The organism is Caldanaerobius fijiensis DSM 17918 (assembly GCF_900129075.1).
Taxonomy (GTDB): Bacteria; Bacillota; Thermoanaerobacteria; order Thermoanaerobacterales; family Caldanaerobiaceae; genus Caldanaerobius; species Caldanaerobius fijiensis.
The window spans coordinates 1-20,201 of sequence record NZ_FQVH01000001.1; the positions used below are offsets into that span (position 1 = coordinate 1).

Sequence of the window (20,201 nt, forward strand, 5' to 3'; positions counted from 1 at the left end):
ACAACCTGAAGAAGAAAGAGGGAATACGTGTACTACAATACAAAATGCAGCAATCGAGCATACATCGCAGAGAGGATTATATGTTTGGTCGATGAGTAGTCAAGCCTAAAATGAACTCACTGCGTTCGGGCTTGACAACCCATCTTCCCAAACATGGGTAGTAGCTATGCGATGTATGCATAAGTATCAAGTGGCACTTGATAGATTTAATCATGGTGAAATTTAAAGAAACAATATTTAAATATCAAAGATCTTTATTAATCTTGTTAAAGGTCGACCTTTTTGGTTGATTACAAATCATATTATACGAGGGGGATTAGGTGATGAGAAAATTACGCATAGGTATAATAGGGACAGGCGGCATCGCCAATGCTCATGTTAACGCTTACAAGAACATTCCTGAAGTGGAAGTGGTGGCAGGTGCAGACATAGTACCTGGAAAAGCCAGAGCGTTTTTGGACCGCCACGGTTTAACAGAGGCCAAGGCCTTCGAGAACCACAGGGACCTACTTGAACTGGATCTGGATGCCGTAAGCGTATGTACATACAATACAACTCACGCCGTATGTACCATAGACGCCCTCAATTCGGGCAAGCACGTTCTCTGTGAAAAACCCATGTCCGTCACTTTAGATGAAGCTGTTGAAATGGTAAGGGCTGAAAAAAAATCAGGAAAGATTCTCACAATAGGTTTTCAGCCCAGATATGACGTCAATATGCAGATGATAAAGCAGATCGTTCAATCGGGGATCCTGGGCAAAGTATACTACATCTCCACAGGTGGTGGGCGACGTAGGGGTATGCCCGGCGGCACTTTCATAAGGAAAGAAACCGCTGGAGTAGGAGCACTGGCGGATATCGGTTGCTATTCTTTGGATATGGTACTCAATGCCATCGGTTATCCAAAGCCGTTGACCGTGTCGGCCTATGCCTCAAATTATTTTGGCACAAAACCCCAGTATCACCCTGAGGCGTCAGAATTCAATGTTGATGACTTCGCCGCCGCATTTATACGCCTGGAAGGCGGAACAGTTATAGATTTCAGGATTTCCTGGGCTATGCACATGGATACTATGGGCGATACCATCTTCCTGGGCGAAAATGCTGGCTTAAAGGTGAAATCTCCAGGACTTGGAAGCCCATGGGGCGGCGCATGGGATGGCGGTGTAGGACCAATATACCTGTACCAGGATATATTAGGGCAGCATACTGAAACCGCAATACCTCTCAAGCAAAATTACGGGCCAAGTATATTTGAAAAGAAGGTCAGAGATTTTGTAGATGCGATACTGCAAAACAGACCGGCTCCCATACCCACCAGCGAAATACTTTACAACCAGGCCATAATTGATGGTATTATCAGATCTGTAGAAAGCGGACGTGAGGTGGAAATAAATATCCCTGAAATCTAATAAATACAAAAAAAGAGAAGCCATAACAAAATAAAAAATAAAGGCTTCTCTTTTTTCAACACAAACTTAACACAGAATTTTTTTATGTGCGACACTTATAACAATGGGGGAATTTTATGAATACTAGTATGGTTTTTGAACTGCTTGGCGTCCTTGATACTTGGTTACAATATTGGGATTTTTGAGCAAGATATCCTCGGCAATTTCCCACAACCTGGGAAGAAAGCGGATGACATCTTGGCTACGGCAGATGATATCGTCAGTAGAGGTAATACCGAGATCGGCGACTATATTTTCAAAAGCTGGAGTAAATGCTCGCTGCAGATCGGATGGGGCATCTGCAGCCAAAATTTTATGGCAGCGCGCAAATGTTGCTACGATCCAAAAGACTGCTTCGTGATGATAACCACTTCGAATAAGTTCACGACTTCCATCAATAGCAATGGGTCGTGCTATGGTTGTTATGTCAGTACTGAAAAAGAATGGCGTTTTTGCGACAGTCACAGCAGCATCGAATGTTCTGGCAAGCTCGTCGACATATTCTTCGACACGCTGCGGAGTCATATGAGTACACCCAAGTAATTCAAGCAGATTTGAATAGAAATCTAAATGACCATATTCCATAAGTACTTCACGGGCAGCAACGTAGCGGCGTCGTACGGTGGGATTACGAAGTGCTGCCACCAGAATAACATGCGTGGTCACACCAGTCGGAAACAGCCATGATGTCACTTGATCGTAAAATGGTGCAGATGTATCAATGCTCCTCAATCCATTCTCAATTTTTTTCATGACATTCTCACATCGCCTACGTACCCACAATTCTTCAGCAAAGTGCTGAGACACCTGTGATTGCAACTGCCGCAAACGTCCTGTAGGATCAGCAATGATTGTATTCACTCGAAAACTGCCCGCCAAGTGATAATTCGCTAAAACTTTCTCCGCCGAAGAAAGCTGATTCCAGGATAGATAAGTAACCTCCAGTAAAGCTCCATTATATAAGAACTTTCCTAATTTAGGCGGGGGTTCGTCCAGTGCAGTGACTACCACAATGTCTACATCGGACGATGTTGACAACTCAGCGTCATTCGACATTTCTACAGTTGAGCCACTGAAATACGCACCCTGAAACCACTCCTCTTTACTAGCATGCTGCATAACCCATTCAGTAGCTGCAGCCTTTGCAGCTCCAACTTTCATAAGTATCTCTCCAATCCATCCATGATTATTTTCTATTCGGTGGCAAATAGCAAAAAAGACCTGCTGAAAAGCAGGTCTTTTTTTAAAGCGAGTAAGCCTGTAAGCCGGGTTCTGTCTTGGATGGTCATTTATCTAGGATGTCAGTTGCCTGACACCTCTAGCGGCTTACCCCGAGGCATCGGCGGGCCACCTTATCGCCTCCATACTTAGCCTTGCTCCAGGTGGGGTTTACATGGACAGACCAGTCGCCTGGCTGTCGGTGAGCTCTTACCTCACCTTTTCACCCTTACCGACATCTCATCGGCGGTATATCTCTGTTGCACTTTCCTTGGAGTCACCTCCACTGGGTATTACCCAGCACCCTGCCCTTTGGAGCCCGGACTTTCCTCGTGCACAGCACGCGACCATCCGGCTTACTCACATATCATATTCATTTCCTATCAGCTCATATATAATAGCACATATATTAGTATATGTCAATCACGAATTACTTCCATAATTTTAATGACTTAATCTCATATGGATGTATTACATCAACGGCTTCAGAGCTATCTTTTTCATTGAGATCACATGGTTTTATATTGAACAAGGTAATATTACTGCTCAGCTTAAATAAACTTTCCTTATCTGTTGTATTAAATACTCTCACAATATAATTATCTTTATAATAATCAGATTTTTTAAATACCGTCAAAATACAATTTCCCTCTGTTGTGATAAATGAACCTGCATACGGTAATACAGCGCCATCATTCTCGTTCACCTTTATTTTTGCTTCTAATGGATATAGCATTTCCCACCTGTCTTTATACGATTCATTTTCGTTCCACATGCCAATGTATGATGAAATTGAAAAATCCCACTTTAGCTCACCCTCATTTAAAAACCAAACATCTTCATCCCCACCACTTCTTACATCTCTTAAAAGGATTACACTTAAATCATTTACCTCATTATAATTGATATCAAATGCAGAATGGTCACTACTTAATGAGATGGAAGCTTTATCACCGTTTAGTGACAGCCAGCCTTGAACCTCTCTATAGCGCATATAAAGCTCATCAGATATCTCGTCAGGTGCAAATATTTTTGAATCTGCTAAATATCTACCGTATTCCTGTACACCATATGGAACTGCATAAAACAATTTTTTGAAGTTATTTATAAAATTGAATTTCATTTTAATCTGTACATTTGGAACGCCCGGCCAATACAGCGTTGGTCTTATTCTTATCTGTTTTTTCACGTGGATCAATGAGATTTCTAATCTAATCTTTGCATTGCAAATTTCTGTTTCAATAAGTACTTTTGTCCAAAGACAATTGTCTTCAATAATTCTAACGCTTCTTACATGCTTTCTGGAACTATCTAAAAGTTCTTTATTAACTTCTCTTTCTGCCACACCAACGGAATTATCCAAAAATGCATTTATTTCTAAAAAATCTTCATTTCTAGTCAAATCTATCCCTAATTCAAGATCTTTTATATAATTGAATGTACCATCTATTTTATTTATTGAGATTTCATAATATTTATTTTTTAATATTATAAAATCGTCTTTTTCAAATATTTCTCTATTGGCAATGGATGTCCCGAGGCCCTCTTCTATCCTAAACGCTTTGTAACCAAAAGAGGGAATATTCTCCACGTATGCACAATATTGTTGATTCAAATTTACTATCGGATACACATTATTTTCGTTATCTTTTAAAACATAGTGCTTCGTATCATCTAAATCGTTTGCCTCAAAATAAATTATATCTGATCTTTTCCAGTTCATAGAGTTAAAGACGATAACTGAATTTTTCTCAGCCTTAATAATTGAACAAAGTTTTTCTAAACTCAAATCTTTAATTTTATTCGCAATATAAAGTGCTGTTTGTTTATACATATTTCTATCAAAATTTGTTTGAGCTCCCCCAACACCACCATAATTATGATCCTGCGTTACCAATTGTAATCTCCACGCATAATCTATCCATTCCTTGGTAGTTCCTGGCGCCATTTTTAAGTCATAATATCTTCTTTTTCCTCCAGAACCACCTTTGTGTTTAAGAGGATTGTTTGGCTCACTATATAAAACTGGTATGTTAAGAAGCTCGCATATAGCACTATATTTCTCTGCCTCTATTAATTGTGATGTAACTTTTTTATCAAGCTGATATAACTTAACATGAAGCGCCGATGCATTATGACCCCATCGCGAAGGAAATTCCCCACTTTTTACTTCTAACAAACTATTATCCATATTTTTTAGTACATCGACTGCGCTTGATACTTTGAAGTTTAAATCATTATACTTTTTATTTAAATATTCCAAAAGGTCTCCTACATTAACCCTTTGCCACTTTCCATCTTCTTTCGAAACAAACGTATTAAAGTCTCCAAGATCGCCCGCTGAACATGATATCAATATATCTTCAGCAAGTATAGATTCTTTTATCTCTTTCAAATAGGGTATTATTTCACCTTCAATGTTATAATACGAATAATGAACAGGAAAATTGTAAGCAATTATTTTGCTTGTATCCAGACCTTTCCAATAAAATCTCGCTCCGTATTTAAATCCACGTGAAAAAAGATAATAATTAACTCCTGCCTTTTTAAATATTTGCGGAGATTGTTCAGCCAATCCGGGTAAATCAGAGTGTACCGTGATTTGGGTATCAATTCCCAATAATTCACTTAAAATTCTTTTGCCATACGTCACATTTCTAACCAGCGATTCGCCATCATGGGTATTCTCGAGTCTGTCAGTATAACAAGCGCCTATCTCCAGTTGTCTATTTAAAAACAATTTTCTTACAATATCCTTTTTATCTGGGTGCCTGTCAATATAATACTCTAAAAATCTTACAGTCTCAATTAAAAAATGCATATTTTCGTTAGCAGCAGCAGATGTTACTGCATCGTCGATTATTTTAGAGCCAATTTCCAAACAGTCCGCTTGCTCGCCGATCCAATACAAATCAAGATGGGATGAATGCAATACAAAAATATTACTTTTATTCCCCATATTAAATCCCCCTAGACTTAATGTTTGTTTTAAATTTTTGAATTATTTCTATATAAGCTATAAAATTCCTTCTTCTCTCTTACAACACCTTTGTATTTTATATTGAGATCACCACCTCTCAAACAGATTTATTCTTTTGGCTACACTGTAAAAAATGAAAAGAAATAATATAATCACAATTCCCACAATAAAGCCTATCCTCTCTTTAGGTACCACCAGCGATGACAATATTACAAGCAACACACCTATCAGGCCTATCCAGGACAAAAGCGGATATCCCTTCGCTTTAAAAGTTAACTTATCCTTCATACCTTTTTTGTCGATGTACTTTCTAAATTTTATATGTGTCAGGAGTATTATAATCCAGTTGCTGAACTGTATAATGCCTGCAGAACTGGTTATATACTCATAAACTGCCTTTGGCAGGATATATGATAATGTTATCGCTATTATCAATCCCATTGATGTGGCCATAAGAGCATATATAGGTATTCCACGCTTGTTTTCTTTCGCCAATAGCGTAGGGGCAAATTCCCCTTGCCCTAGAGAAAAGAGTACCTGTGTTACTGCGTACATAGCAGCGTTCATGGTAGTAAGTGCCGCAGTTAATATTATAAAATTGAGTATAGAGTCAGCATATGGAATTTTGACAAAATCAAAAAGCTTTACAAATGGGCTTATTTTCACACTTATTAATTTCCATGGGGTCAGTGCTAAAAGTACCACAAAAGAACCTGTATAAAGGATAGTGAGCAATGCTATTACATTTCTCAAGGTGTTTTTTATGGTCCTCTCGGATCTGGCTTGATTGGCCGCCATTGCTGTCACTTCTATACCTGCAAACGACAAAAGGGACATGAGCATGGCGCCGTACATGCCTTTTATACCGTTGGGAAAAAAGCCGCCAAATTTTACGTAGTTTTCAAACCCGATATCAGGCCTTTTAGGTGATAGCATAATAAGCAATACTATCCCTGCAATAATTATAAACATCAAAGCCAACACCTTTATAACGGAAAAAATAGATTCAATGAGGCTGAAATCCTCAATCCCCATAAGATTTACCCCTACTATTAACACAGAATACATCAAAGTAAACACCCATAAAGGAATTGCAGGAAACCAGTACCTGGTAAATATAGCTGATGCAGTAACCTCACTGGACATCACCAAAACACCTGCTACCCAGTATAGCCATCCGCTCATAAATCCATATCTATTTCCAAGAACTTCCTGAGCATAAACCCTGAATGAGCCTGCAACAGGCTGGGCCGTGATCATTTCTACCAATGCCTGAAAAACAGTATACATTAAAAAAACACTTATAAGTGTGTTTATCAATATAGCAGGCCCTGCTTCCTTTATAGCAATACCACTGGCCAAAAAGAATCCAGCGCCAATAATACCGCCAACGCTCAACATGGTCAATTTGTTTGTAGAAATTTTTCCCCGTTCCATCTATTAATACCTCCACAATATATCATCTACTATAATATATAATTTATGCAAATGAGAACCATATGAATATTAATTTTCTCCTAATATATATTGTATATTACATAAACTAATGGTATAATTTTTATTGTGATAACATCGTTGATTGTATATTTGATACTTTTTCCAGTGAAGTCATGATATGATTTATTTAAAACAGAGGGAAAGGAGAGGTAGAAATGGAAGGATACGATGTGGACAAAGCTGTTAAATTAGACGAAGGCATATATTGGGTTGGGTATTTTGATGAATCAGCCAGTTTGCACTGCAATCCGTACATAATCGACGACGGCGAAGACGTGGTTTTTATAGAACCAGGATCGGTTCCCCACTATCCTATCGTATTGAACAAAGTAGTATCCATCATCGACATAAGGAGGATAAATTACATTTTAGAGTCCCATCAAGATCCAGATCTTTGCGCTTCCATCCCAAAATTTGAGGAAGTTATAAACAGAAAGGATCTCAAAGTGGTAACTCATTCCAGAGCTGCTATACTCATGGCTCATTATGGCTTTAAAGCGCCTTTTTATTACGTGGATCAAAATGAGTGGAAGTTGACACTAAAAAGCGGCAGGACTTTGAGGTTTATTTTCACGCCTTACTGCCATTTCCCAGGGATGTTCGTAACCTATGATGAAAAAAGCAAAATTCTGTTTTCAGGTGATATATTCGGCGCGTTTTCTTACGACTGGAACCTTTTTGCAAACAAATATTATATAGAGGCCATGAAAGCTTTTCATGAAAACTACATGCCTTCCAAGGAAATCCTCAATAGAGCTATGGAAAAGATCGAACAGCTGGACATCAAGATGATATGTCCCCAGCACGGCTCTATAATCGATAAAGACATACAAAAATACATAGATGCCCTTAAAGAATTAGATCCTGGCGACTACATGTATTATTAAGAAAGGTCGTGGTATGATGGGAACATACAAGGATTTAATAGAAATGGTAATAAAAAGAGAATTGGGCATTCTAGGTAAAGATAAAACCTTTGCCGTGCTTAATGACTTCAACATAATAGCCGACGAAGACGGAAATGTCCAATCTATCGCCGGCGATGGCAAAACCATATTGAATGATTTATTAGATCAATTTGGAAAAAGATATGGTTTATGGGCAGTACTCGGCTGCAAGATATCAGTCTTAAAAGCAGCTAATGCATATAATCTCGAACTGCCCGAAATCCTCACTAGAAAATAGAAAAAGGCTCAATGTCTATTTCTGATTGCATCACCTCTAAATCGGCGTGATGCAATTTTTTTCTTATATAACCCGCTAAATACGGTACGACAACCTTTTCTGTACCATAATGGCCTGCATCTATTATCGAAAATCCCGCTGCCAGCGCATCCTGGGCCTGATGATATCCCACATCACCTGTAACCATGACATCTGCTCCTTTTGATATGGCCTTTTGTATAAGACTTGTCCCATTGCCTCCGCATACCGCTACTTTCTTTACCTTTTTATCTCTCTTGCCTATAGCTCTTACAAATGTAACTGCTAATTTATTTTTGACATAGCAGGCAAATTCTGAAAAATCCATTTCTTTCTCCAGTTCGCCTATTCTGCCCAATCCATATATTTTATATGATATGTCCTCGGGGTACACATCATAGGCAACTTCTTCATAGGGATGTACTGATAGCATTGCCTTGATTACGGCATCAAGCCTGCTTTCGGGAACAATGGTTTCAAGGCGGTATTCTTCCGCTTTTTCCAGCTTTCCAACCTGGCCTATAAAGGGATTGCTCCCTTGAAGGGGCTTAAAGGTCCCTATCCCCTCGCAGGCAAAGGTACAATGGCTGTAATTGCCTATATGACCCGCTCCCGCTTCACTCATAGCGTCCCTTACTGCGTCCAGATACCCTTTTGGTACAAATACCACCACTTTTTTAAGCCCTTCTTCATATCCTTTATCAAGTACCTCCCTATTTTTTAGTTCAAGCACATCACACAGTACGTCATTTACACCCCCTATAGCACAATCCAGGTTTGTATGAGCTGAGTATAGAGCGATGTCATTTTTTATAAGGAGTTGAGTAATATGACCTTGCGGAACATCGTACCTTAAATTTCTAGCCGGTCGGTAAAAAAAGGGGTGATGAGTTATGAGCATATCTACTCTTTTTTCAATGGCTTCATACACCACCGCTGGTACTGCGTCAAGGGCAACCATTACTCTTCTAACCTCTTTATCAGGATCGCCTATCTGAAGGCCTACATTGTCTCCTTCTAAAGCCAGAACTTTAGGGGCCAGTTCTTCGATGATCTTTATAACGTCATGACATTTTAAGTTCATTTAACATCGCCTCCATCTCTCGAATTTTATACGCCAGGTCTACGTCTTCTTTTTGCCTCAGTATATCTTTCATCAAACCTATTTTATAATCTATATAGCGCCACAAAAGCGGGTGCCTTTTTCTATACAAAATCGGCCCTATCTCCAAAAATATATTCTCTTTGATATTCATATGGCCTTTCTTCGCTTTTATAATAGTATATATTTTATCCCTCTCTTCAGCCAAATCTTCATCTACTATACAATATCCCAATTCTATAAGACATCTTCTAAGTAAGCTATCGTCTTTCATAGGCTGTAATACCAGTACAGCATCACCTACTATGTCCTTTCCTTCTACCAGCATATGAACGGTAAGGTCTCCGCCCATACCCGCTATTATTATAGTATCGGCTTCTCCCGGCCTCAATACTTTAAGCCCATCCCCAAGCCTAAAATCTACAGCTTCCTGTACCCCTGCCTTTTCTGCCAATCTTATAGCTTTTTCCAGTGACGGCCCGCTTATATCACTGGCTACAACCTTTTGAACTATGGCATTTTCCACCAGATACACCGGAATTTTGCCATGATCCGTCCCTATTTCCGCAGCTACTCCACATCTATCTACCATATCCACAATAGCCTTTAACCTTTTACCCAATTTTAACTTCATGTCATCTATGCCGCTCCTTATAAAAATATATGGAGAGGTCATCGACCTCTCCATACACCTATTTTACGTTCACAATTATTTTGCAGCTCTCTTAGCCTTTACAGCTGCCTGTGCCGCAGCCAATCTGGCAATAGGCACCCTGTAGGGTGAGCAGGATACATAATCAAGACCTATATTGTGGCAGAACTCGATGGTGCTGGGATCACCGCCGTGCTCACCGCATATGCCAAGCCTGATATCAGGTCTTGTGGCTTTGCCTAATTCTACAGCCATCTTCATGAGTTTGCCGACGCCCTCTTGATCCACCTTTGCAAACGGATCAAATTCGTAGATCTTCTTGTCATAGTAATCGTTGAGGAACTTGCCGGCATCGTCACGCGAGAACCCAAAGGTCATCTGCGTGAGGTCGTTGGTTCCAAAGGAGAAGAACTCTGCTTCTTGAGCGATCTTGTCCGCCGTCAGAGCCGCTCTAGGAACCTCAATCATGGTACCTACATGGTACTCAACCCTGACGCCCTTTTCTTTTATAACCTCTTCTGCTACTCTTACTATGATATCTTTTACATATTTGAGCTCTTTAATATCTCCTACCAGAGGCACCATTATCTCTGCTTCTATCTCTATGCCTTTTTCCTGCTTAACCTCTATAGCCGCTTCCATTATAGCCCTTGTCTGCATTTCTGCTATTTCAGGATATGTCACCGCAAGACGGCAGCCTCTATGGCCTAACATCGGGTTAAACTCTTTCAGGCTTTCTACCGTAGCTTTGAGTTCTTCAAAAGTCAAGCCCATTTCTTTAGCCAGTGCCGCAATGTCCTCGTCTTCATGGGGAACAAATTCGTGCAATGGAGGATCTATAAGCCTTATGGTAACAGGATGGCTGCCCATGGCTTCGTATAACTGCTTAAAGTCATTTTTCTGCATAGGCAACAATTTTGCCAGTGCTTTTCTCCTCTGCTCTTCAGTCTTAGAAACGATCATCTCCCTCATGGCAGGGATCCTGTCCTCATCGAAGAACATATGCTCGGTGCGGCACAATCCTATACCTTCTGCGCCAAATTTTACTGCTGTGGCAGCATCTCTCGGTGTATCGGCATTGGTCCTTACCTTAAGCTTCCTCACTTCATCAGCCCAGCTCATCAGCGTAGCAAAGTTGCCTGTAACTGTAGGCTCAACTGTGGGCAATTGTTCACCGTATACATAACCGGTGCTGCCATCCAATGATATCCAGTCACCTTCTCTATATGTCTTGCCACCAACTGTAAAATACTTTCCTTCCTCGTTTATGGTGATCTCACCACAGCCTGCAACGCAGCAGCGACCCATTCCTCTTGCAACAACTGCAGCATGGGATGTCATACCACCGCGTCCTGTAAGAATACCCTGTGACGCATACATACCCTCGATATCCTCAGGCGATGTCTCAAGCCTTACCAGTATGGTCTTCTCACCGGCTTTGGCATGAGCTACTGCATCTTCTGCCGTAAAGTATATCCTACCCGTTGCAGCACCTGGAGACACAGGTAACCCTTTAGCTATAGGTTTGGCCTCTTTTAATGCTTTAGCATCAAACGTTGGATGCAACAGTTGATCTAACTGTTTGGGATCAACCCTCAATACTGCTTCTTCTTTGTCTATAAGCCCTTCATTCACCAGATCAACAGCTATTTTAAGGGCAGCTACAGCCGTCCTTTTGCCGTTTCTGGTCTGCAGCATGTAGAGTTTACCTCTTTCTACTGTAAACTCCATATCCTGCATATCTTTATAATGCTTCTCTAATTTCTCTGCTATCTGGACAAATTGATCGTATACTTCTGGAAGTGTTTCCTTAAGCTGTGATATGGGCTGGGGAGTCCTGATACCTGCCACTACATCTTCGCCCTGTGCATTCATTAAGAATTCGCCAAACAAAACCTTTTCTCCTGTTGACGGATTCCTTGTGAAAGCAACGCCTGTTCCGGAATCGTTGCCCATGTTACCAAACACCATGGCCTGGACGTTTACAGCAGTACCCCAATCGCTGGGTATATCATTCATTTTTCTGTACACAATAGCTCTGGGGTTGTTCCAGGATCTGAAAACAGCTTTTACAGCTTCCATAAGCTGCTCTCTGGGATCTTGTGGGAATTCCACTCCCATCTCTTTTTTATAAAGCTCTTTATACCTCTTTACAACTTCTTTTAAGTTTTCAGCAGTCAAATCAGTATCATATTTGGCACCATTCTCTTCTTTGACAGCATCAAGAATTGCTTCAAACTTATTCTTGTCGATGCCTTTTACGACATCTGAAAACATCTGAATGAACCTTCTATAGCTGTCATATGCAAAGCGTTCATTGTTGGTGCTCTTAGCAAGGCCCAGAACTGACTGATCATTTAACCCAAGGTTTAAGATTGTATCCATCATACCAGGCATCGAAACCCTGGCCCCTGAACGAACAGACACCAGCAACGGATTTTCTGTGTCCCCAAAGGTCTTATTCATAACCTTTTCCAGTTGAGCCAGTTTATCGTAGATCTGTTCTACGATTTCAGGTGCAATCGTTTCGCCATCTTCATAGTACCTGGTACAGGCTTCTGTAGTAACAGTAAACCCTGGAGGTACAGGCAAACCGAGATTTGTCATCTCAGCAAGGTTAGCTCCTTTGCCTCCCAGAAGGTTTCTCATATCAGCACGGCCTTCGTTAAAGAAATACACGTACTTTTTCGTCATATGTAAACTCCTTTCTCCTACTATGTATAGCTTACTTTTAAGATTGATACCTCAACGCCTCTAATTATACTACATTAATTTTGTTTTTACAAGAGCATAAAAGTATACAAAAAAAGCACATCTGTAAATGTGCTTTTATGTAGTGGTGGGCCTTCAGGGACTCGAACCCCGGACCGACCGGTTATGAGCCGGTTGCTCTACCAGCTGAGCTAAAGGCCCTTTTGGCTCCCCAGGTAGGACTCGAACCTACAACCTACCGGTTAACAGCCGGTTGCTCCACCATTGAGCTACTGAGGAATTTTCAGCTCACAATTTATATTATACATACTCTTAATTGCTTTGTCAATACTAGCAAATAAAAAAACCAGCAAAATCTCTCCAAAATGGAGAGGATAATGCCGGCTATTCCAGAAAATCTTTTAACTTCTTGCTTCTGCTGGGATGGCGCAGTTTTCGAAGGGCCTTGGCTTCTATCTGCCTTATTCTCTCACGGGTAACGTTAAATTCTTTGCCTACCTCTTCAAGGGTCCTGGCCCTACCATCATCGAGGCCAAACCTCAATCTCAATACTTTTTCTTCTCTAGGCGTCAAGGTATCAAGCACTTCCATAAGCTGCTCTTTTAACAGGGTAAACGCCGCTGCTTCCGCGGGTGCCGGAATATCATCATCAGGTATAAAATCTCCCAGGTGACTATCCTCTTCTTCGCCTATAGGTGTCTCTAAAGATACAGGCTCTTGAGCTATCTTCATTATCTCTCTGACTTTATCGACAGACATATCCATTTCTTTTGCTATTTCTTCTGCCGAAGGCTCTCGACCTAATTGTTGTAACAGCTGTCTGGATACTCTTATAAGCTTGTTAATCGTTTCAACCATATGCACAGGTATCCTTATAGTCCTTGCCTGATCAGCAATAGCTCTGGTTATAGCCTGCCTTATCCACCATGTAGCGTAGGTGCTGAACTTATACCCCTTTCGATAATCAAATTTCTCAACCGCTTTTAGAAGACCTAAATTCCCTTCCTGTATAAGATCTAGAAATAGCATTCCTCTGCCTACATATTTTTTAGCTATTGATACAACCAATCTTAGATTCGCTTCTGTCAATCTTTTTTTAGCTTCTTCATCGCCTTTTTCTATCCTCTTGGCTAACTCTATCTCCTCTTCTGGAGTCAATAGAGGTATCTTTCCAATCTCTTTCAAATACATTCTCACAGGATCATCTATATTTACATTATCAGGGATGGATAAATCCATGTCGATATCTTCATCTACATCATTTATATCAATTACATCATCTATATTTTCTATACCATCTTTTTCAACTTCATCCAGGGGATGATCACCAACAATCTCTATGCCCATAGTTTCTAATGTTTCATAAAATTTTTCTATCTGATCGGCATCGATGTCTACGTCTTCTAATGTGTCCATTATTTCTTGATATGTCAACGAGCCTTTTTCTTTTCCAGCTTGTATTAATTTCTTTACTTGCATTATTTTATTGTTTGCTTTATTTGCCTCATTTTTAGCCATTTTGTCCCCTCCTTTCCGACTTTTTAATGCTTAAATTAAACAATTCCTTTTTTATCTCCATAACCTCCTGCTGTAACTTTTTAATAATATTTATGTCTTTACTCTGGTTTATATTAACAGTAAGCTCTGATATTGCTCTTTTTAACTTTTCTCTCTTCAATGTCAGCAATCCTTCTATTAATGTGTTCTCAGGCTCTTGCGGCAATTGCATCGATAAAATCTTACCTACTTCCTCTATTTCTTCATCTTCCTCATATTTACTCATTAGTTCAGCCACATCTATGTTTTCATTCCGTAACGTTACATCCCTCAACCACACCAGCAACTTCTGACTGAAAGGATATTTGAATAAATCCTCCTCTAATGAATAAATGTATTTTTCACGCAATTCCCGGCTGTTTGTCAATACAGCCAATACTTTTCGCTCCGTCTCGTCTATCAATGGTACTCTTGTCTTATCGTCAACATCGTTATTTTCATAATTTATATTATGCCTGTTATTGCCACTTATATACTCGATATTCTTATTTTGTTGATTTTTACTCTTGACTTTTTTTATGATATGTGCTTTAATAATAGGTTCTTCAATTCCTGTCAATTCCGACACGTATTTAATATATGAATTCAACCTTACCTCATCAGTTACATCTGCTAATACATCTGAAGCTCTATTGACAAAGATAGCTTTTTCTTCTGGGTTGTCCAAATTAAGCCCGTCTTGTGCCTTTTTTAACCTGTATTGGACAAAAGGCACAGCAGCATTCTCAGCTTCTTTAAAAGCCTGTACTCCCGCAGATCTTATAAACTCGTCCGGGTCTTTACCTGAGGGTATCTCAAGTACTTTTATATCAAGATGAGTCTTTTCTAATAGGTCCAGACCGCGATCTGTTGCCATTTTTCCCGCTGCATCGGCATCATATGCTATAATCACGCTATTTTTATATCTTTTCATAAGCTCTACATGCTTTGGGGTCAAGGCTGTCCCCAATGAAGCCACCGCGTAATCAATGCCTGCCTGATGAAGAGATATGGCATCCATATACCCTTCCACTATAATAAAATGATTTGATCTGCTCTTTTTGGCAAAGTTCAATGCATATAATACAGAGCTTTTATTGAATATCTCCGTCTCCGGCGAATTGAGGTACTTAGGCATGGTCTCATCAATAGACCTGGCACCAAAACCTATGATGTTATTCCTGCTGTCAATGATGGGAAACATGATCCTGTTTCTATACCTGTCATAATAGCTGGCCCCGTCTTTGCCTTTTATAATTAAACCTGCCCTTTCTATATCCTGTACTTTATATCCTTTTTTGCTTAAATGATTTAGCAAGCCATCCCACGCCTTCTGCGAATAACCAAGTCCAAATTTAACAATGGTCTTATCTTCAATACCTCTATTTTTCAAATAATTATATGCAATTACGCCCCGCTTACTTTTTAAATTTTCATAATAAAATCTGGCAGCTTCCCTGTTTATCTCATATAGTATACTCCTTTGATCATTCACCTGGTCTTCTTTGATTGCTATACCTGCTTTATTTGCAAGGAATTTCACAGCATCAATAAAATTTAAACTTTCAATGTTCATTATAAAACTTATAACATTCCCACCGCTATGGCACCCAAAGCAGTAATAAACCTGTCTTTCACCGTCGACATAAAACGACGGCGTCTTTTCACTGTGAAAAGGACACAACCCCCTGTACTCTTTTCCTGCTCTTTTTAATTGCACATAATTTGAAACGATGTCGACAATATCATTGCTTTCTATAACGTTACGAATTGTATCCTGTGAAATCTTAGCCATATGGCTATCACCTTTACGCCTAATAAATTATAATTCGACATATCCTTTAAAATTCCTTCATTTTTTCCATGAATCCGGTATAAAAATTTTTCTAAACATCTGGATAGCGTACTGATCAGTCATGCCAGCGATATAATCGCACACAGCTCTTTTGAGTGAATATCTGTCAATTAAGTCTATATATTCAGGTGGCATCAATTCAGGTCGCTTTTCAAAGTAAAAAAAGAGTTCTCTGAGTAGATTTTTCGCCTTTTCTTCTTCCTTTTTGGGTTCTGACCCTACGTATATATTATTATACATATAATTCCATGACACATCCAATGCGTGTCTTATAGTCTCACTTACTATTATATCATCTTTGTCAATACTATTGTTTATAATATCAACAACTATGTTATTTATCCTTTCACTATGGGTTAAGCCCAATATGTGAGTGGTCTCCCAAGGTAAATCGTTGACATCTAGTATACCTGCTCTTATAGCATCGTCTATATCGTGGTTTATATAAGCTATCCTATCCGCCCACTGTATGATTTTGCCTTCAAGAGTAGCAGGAGTATTTTTTCTCGTGTGGTTTAATATCCCATCTCTTACCTCCCACGTCAGGTTTAGTCCTCCTTCTCGCTCTAGGATATCGACCACCCTAAGGCTTTGTTCATTGTGCCTGAAACCATCGGGCATAATCTCGTTTAAAACAGCTTCACCAGCGTGGCCAAAAGGGGTGTGCCCTAAATCGTGGCCAAGTGCTATCGCTTCTGTTAGATCTTCGTTTAACCTTAAACCTCTCGCAATAGTCCTTGCAATCTGGGCTACTTCCAGTGTATGTGTCAACCTCGTCCTGTAGTGATCGCCTAATGGCGATATGAACACCTGTGTCTTGTGCTTTAGTCTCCTGAATGCTTTACTATGTATTATCCTATCTCTATCCCTCTGAAATTCTGTTCTTATATCACACTTTGGCTCATCCTTTAGCCTCCCTTTTGTCTTGCTGCTTAATACGGCATAAGGAGATAAAATCATGCTTTCAATCTCTTCTGTTCTCTCTCTTATGTTCATAAGCATCTTCTCCTTCTTAAATATACTTATTCTACACGCATATGATTTTTCCTGCACCTAAAAAAAATAAACCCATATATGGGTTTATTTTTTGCTAAAATGATAATTTTTCATCAAAATACCTTTTAAGCTGGTCAATGGGTATCCTTACCTGCTGCATGCTATCCCGGTCTCTGACAGTAACGCAATGATCATTTAATGACTCAAAATCTATGGTGACGCAGAAAGGCGTCCCTATCTCGTCCTGCCTTCGATATCTTTTTCCTATGCTGCCCGTTTCATCAAAGTCCACCATATACCACTTTTTAAGCTCATCGTATACCTTAAAAGCCTCTTCGCTGAGCTTTTTAACCAGCGGCAATACAGCTACTTTAATAGGCGCTAACGCGTAGTGAAGCCTCAATACAACTCTTGTATCGCCGCCTTCCAGCTGCTCCTCCTCGTAAGCATCTACTAAAAATGCCATAGCCAATCGATCAACGCCTACAGATGGTTCAATGCAGTACGGCACATATTTTTCGTTGGTAACAGGATCCATATAAGACAGATCTTCTCCAGAGTATTTCATGTGCTGCTTGAGGTCAAAATCCGTCCTATCGGCAATGCCCCACAGTTCACCCCATCCAAAGGGGAAAAGATATTCAATATCTGTAGTGGCATTGCTGTAGTGTGAAAGCTCCTCTTTAGAGTGATCTCTGAACCTTATGTTCTCTTTCTTTAAACCCAAAGATAACAGCCAGTCATAACAGAATTTCTTCCAGTAGTCAAACCAGATTAGGTCCTCTCCAGGTTTGCAGAAAAATTCAAGCTCCATCTGTTCAAATTCCCTAGTCCTGAATATAAAATTGCCGGGAGTTATCTCGTTTCTGAAAGACTTGCCTATCTGGCCTATGCCAAATGGTATCTTTTTTCTCGACGTCCTCTGTACATTTTTAAAATTGACAAATATGCCCTGAGCGGTTTCAGGCCTTAAATATATCTCGGACTTTGAATCTTCTGTAACACCTTGATACGTCTTGAACATGAGATTAAATTTTCTTATGTCCGTGAAATTAGTAGACCCGCAGTTAGGACACGGTATGTTGTTTTCTCTTATGTATTCCATCATCTTTTCATTGGTCCAACCATCAACGACAACCCCTTCTATACCTTTGGCCTTCAAATAATCTTCAATGAGCTTGTCAGCTCTAAACCTCACTTTGCAATCCTTACAATCAATAAGGGGATCACTAAAACCACCCACATGTCCAGATGCAACCCATACCATTGGATTCATGAGAATAGCCGAGTCTATTCCTACATTATAAGTGCTTTCCTGTATAAATTTTTTCCACCAGGCTTTTTTTATATTGTTTTTAAGCTCAACGCCAAGCGGCCCGTAATCCCATGAGTTGGCAAGACCTCCATATATCTCCGAGCCCTGATATACAAAGCCTCTGGACTTGCACAGCGCTACTAGCTTATCCATCGATTTTATCGCACTCACTGGTCCTCCTCCTTAAGCTTCTATATACAAAATACATTGTTTTTTATTATAGCATGTCATGCACGATAAAAGCAAGCGGCTTTTGTCTTTTGAAAGCCGCTTGCTTTTTAATGCTTATTTTCAATATCGCTATTTGAAACACCTGTCGTATCCTGAACAGGATGCTCTATCTGCAGTGTATACTCTGCTGCCAGAGCAATGATAGATGCTAATAAAGTCAGATATGGAAAGAATATAGTCGTCACAACACCAACTGTTATGGGTATATCCACAATAACCTTCTCGCCTTTCTTAACCCTTATCTTAGTAGCATTACCTTTTTTTATAATATCTTTAACTTTTTCTAGCAGTTCAGACCCTTTTACGTTTATATTTTCTGTCCATACACCTTCTTGCTTTTCCTGTTCTTTTTCTATAAATATTATGGCATCCACAACACTGCCATTGGCCTGTTCTAAAGCCTCTTTTGCTTTGCTATAGCTTACTCCTGTTCTTTCCCTGACGACATCAATATCCTCCAGCCTTACATCCATATCAAACACTCTCTTTCTCCACAAATTGTAGCGATTTTATTTCCTTTTCAAAATGATAACTTACAAACGCTGCCAATAATTTTTTTATTTGATATCGCGAGCTTTTGCTTAAAACAAGACCCTTAACGCCCTTTATATCTGCTGTAAGCATATACTTTAATACAGCTGCTATCTCTGGATTTAACCTGTATATGTGTAATTTATTATGCATGCAATCGGGACAAATTATACCTCCATCGCTTATACTGAAATATTCTGGAGCATCAATAGGCACTCTACAGCGAACACACACATCCACCTCAGGCTTAAAGCCCGCTATTTTGAGGGCCTCCAGCATAAAATATATGACATAGTTCTCACAATTTCCTTCACAATCGTCAAGTTCATATAATGCTTTTAAAACCAGGTTATAGAGAGAATAACTGGCTTCACCTTCTGTCGCGATATACGATGCTAGTTCAGCAATAACACTGGCGTACATGAATTTATTTATATCGTCAAAAATGCTTTTAAAAACTCTTACAGCTTCACACTGCGTCACCGTATAAAAGGTTTTGCCGTGATAAAGGTTATAATACCCTACAGACAAAAATTGAGTACCTGAAGCCAATTTACTCTTGATCTTTCTAGCCCCTTTGACAATGGCCCTTATCAATCCGTAATGCCCTGACAGCAGGGTAACCAACCTGTCGGCTTCACCAAAATCCTCGCACCTGATGACGACAGCCTGCGTCTTTAGAAATCTTTTCATAACTTTGCCTTTTGATGAAAACCTTTTTCCTTTAGTTTATAATAATAGATTTTTTCCAGGTTTTTGTAAAGTATAAATACCCGGATATCGCCCGTCTTCTTGAACAACTGCCACAGCAATTCATTCATAATGCACAATGGCCCCCTTCTAACATCAATTGGTCGGGTTCCTTTTTATCCCGCAGGCCTAATCTATCTTACAATATATACTTTAACAAATTATATAGCCA

Annotated in this window: 16 protein-coding genes, 2 tRNA genes and 1 other RNA gene; 3 read left to right on the forward strand and 16 right to left on the reverse strand. The window is 39.7% G+C overall.

Annotated elements, in window-relative coordinates:
* Positions 1-323 precede the first annotated feature (323 nt).
* The gene (locus BUB87_RS00005) at positions 324-1,412 is read left to right on the forward strand and encodes a Gfo/Idh/MocA family protein (protein ID WP_200792725.1); all 1,089 of its coding nucleotides are present in this window, start codon (positions 324-326) and stop codon (positions 1,410-1,412) included.
* Positions 1,413-1,535: 123 nt separating this feature from the next.
* Here BUB87_RS00005 and BUB87_RS00010 read toward each other — a convergent pair whose 3' ends face one another.
* The 4 genes from BUB87_RS00010 to BUB87_RS00025 all read right to left on the reverse strand — a co-directional run bounded on the left by BUB87_RS00010 (position 1,536) and on the right by BUB87_RS00025 (position 7,086).
* A complete protein-coding gene (locus BUB87_RS00010) occupies positions 1,536-2,612 on the reverse strand; it encodes a hypothetical protein (protein ID WP_073341271.1) in 1,077 nt (358 codons plus the stop codon).
* 84 nt (positions 2,613-2,696) lie between these two features.
* Positions 2,697-3,032: RNase P RNA component class A (rnpB, locus tag BUB87_RS00015), an RNA gene on the reverse strand.
* Between the two features lie 67 nt (positions 3,033-3,099).
* Entirely contained in the window at positions 3,100-5,628 is a 2,529-nt protein-coding gene (locus tag BUB87_RS00020; protein ID WP_073341051.1) for a glycoside hydrolase family 38 N-terminal domain-containing protein, read from the reverse strand.
* Between the two features lie 108 nt (positions 5,629-5,736).
* Positions 5,737-7,086: an amino acid permease gene (locus BUB87_RS00025; protein WP_073341052.1), complete on the reverse strand. Its 1,350-nt coding sequence runs from the start codon at positions 7,084-7,086 to the stop codon at positions 5,737-5,739.
* Positions 7,087-7,301: 215 nt separating this feature from the next.
* Between BUB87_RS00025 and BUB87_RS00030 the strand changes: the two genes are divergently transcribed.
* The gene (locus tag BUB87_RS00030) at positions 7,302-8,033 is read left to right on the forward strand and encodes an oxygen-binding di-iron domain-containing protein (RefSeq protein WP_073341053.1); all 732 of its coding nucleotides are present in this window, start codon (positions 7,302-7,304) and stop codon (positions 8,031-8,033) included.
* Between the two features lie 13 nt (positions 8,034-8,046).
* Positions 8,047-8,331, forward strand: a complete 285-nt coding sequence (locus BUB87_RS00035) for a hypothetical protein (protein WP_159432338.1) — start codon at positions 8,047-8,049, stop codon at positions 8,329-8,331.
* Here BUB87_RS00035 and BUB87_RS00040 read toward each other — a convergent pair.
* The 12 genes from BUB87_RS00040 to BUB87_RS14840 form a co-directional block, all read right to left on the reverse strand.
* Complete coding sequence (locus BUB87_RS00040; protein ID WP_073341055.1) at positions 8,321-9,433, reverse strand: Nif3-like dinuclear metal center hexameric protein; 1,113 nt, start codon at positions 9,431-9,433, stop codon at positions 8,321-8,323. The two genes, BUB87_RS00035 and BUB87_RS00040, sit on opposite strands and share 11 nt — an antisense overlap.
* Positions 9,414-10,085: a tRNA (adenine(22)-N(1))-methyltransferase gene (locus BUB87_RS00045; protein ID WP_073341272.1), complete on the reverse strand. Its 672-nt coding sequence runs from the start codon at positions 10,083-10,085 to the stop codon at positions 9,414-9,416. Before BUB87_RS00045 ends, BUB87_RS00040 begins: the two co-directional genes overlap by 20 nt.
* Before the next feature lie 75 nt (positions 10,086-10,160).
* On the reverse strand, positions 10,161-12,797 hold the full coding sequence (gene ppdK / locus BUB87_RS00050; RefSeq protein WP_073341056.1) for a pyruvate, phosphate dikinase: 2,637 nt from the start codon (positions 12,795-12,797) through the stop codon (positions 10,161-10,163).
* A gap of 143 nt (positions 12,798-12,940) precedes the next feature.
* Positions 12,941-13,016: transfer RNA gene (locus tag BUB87_RS00055), tRNA-Ile, on the reverse strand.
* A 3-nt stretch (positions 13,017-13,019) separates the two neighbouring features.
* Positions 13,020-13,094: transfer RNA gene (locus tag BUB87_RS00060), tRNA-Asn, on the reverse strand.
* A gap of 105 nt (positions 13,095-13,199) precedes the next feature.
* Positions 13,200-14,333 (reverse strand): RNA polymerase sigma factor RpoD, encoded by a 1,134-nt coding sequence (rpoD, locus tag BUB87_RS00065; protein WP_073341057.1) that lies wholly within the window; start codon positions 14,331-14,333, stop codon positions 13,200-13,202.
* Positions 14,326-16,146 carry a DNA primase gene (gene dnaG, locus BUB87_RS00070; RefSeq protein WP_073341058.1) on the reverse strand — a complete coding sequence of 607 codons (1,821 nt, stop codon included), beginning with the start codon at positions 16,144-16,146 and terminating at the stop codon, positions 14,326-14,328. The genes rpoD and dnaG overlap by 8 nt, the downstream gene beginning before the upstream one ends.
* 57 nt (positions 16,147-16,203) lie before the next feature.
* Entirely contained in the window at positions 16,204-17,202 is a 999-nt protein-coding gene (locus BUB87_RS00075; protein WP_073341059.1) for a deoxyguanosinetriphosphate triphosphohydrolase, read from the reverse strand.
* Between the two features lie 94 nt (positions 17,203-17,296).
* Positions 17,297-18,670, reverse strand: coding sequence for a glycine--tRNA ligase (locus BUB87_RS00080; protein ID WP_073341273.1), 1,374 nt, complete (start codon positions 18,668-18,670; stop codon positions 17,297-17,299).
* A gap of 125 nt (positions 18,671-18,795) precedes the next feature.
* Entirely contained in the window at positions 18,796-19,221 is a 426-nt protein-coding gene (locus BUB87_RS00085) for a DUF4342 domain-containing protein (protein WP_073341274.1), read from the reverse strand.
* A 1-nt stretch (position 19,222) separates the two neighbouring features.
* Positions 19,223-19,972 (reverse strand): DNA repair protein RecO, encoded by a 750-nt coding sequence (gene recO / locus BUB87_RS00090; RefSeq protein WP_073341060.1) that lies wholly within the window; start codon positions 19,970-19,972, stop codon positions 19,223-19,225.
* Positions 19,969-20,100, reverse strand: coding sequence for a hypothetical protein (locus BUB87_RS14840; protein ID WP_268761521.1), 132 nt, complete (start codon positions 20,098-20,100; stop codon positions 19,969-19,971). The genes recO and BUB87_RS14840 overlap by 4 nt, the downstream gene beginning before the upstream one ends.
* Positions 20,101-20,201: the final 101 nt, after the last annotated feature.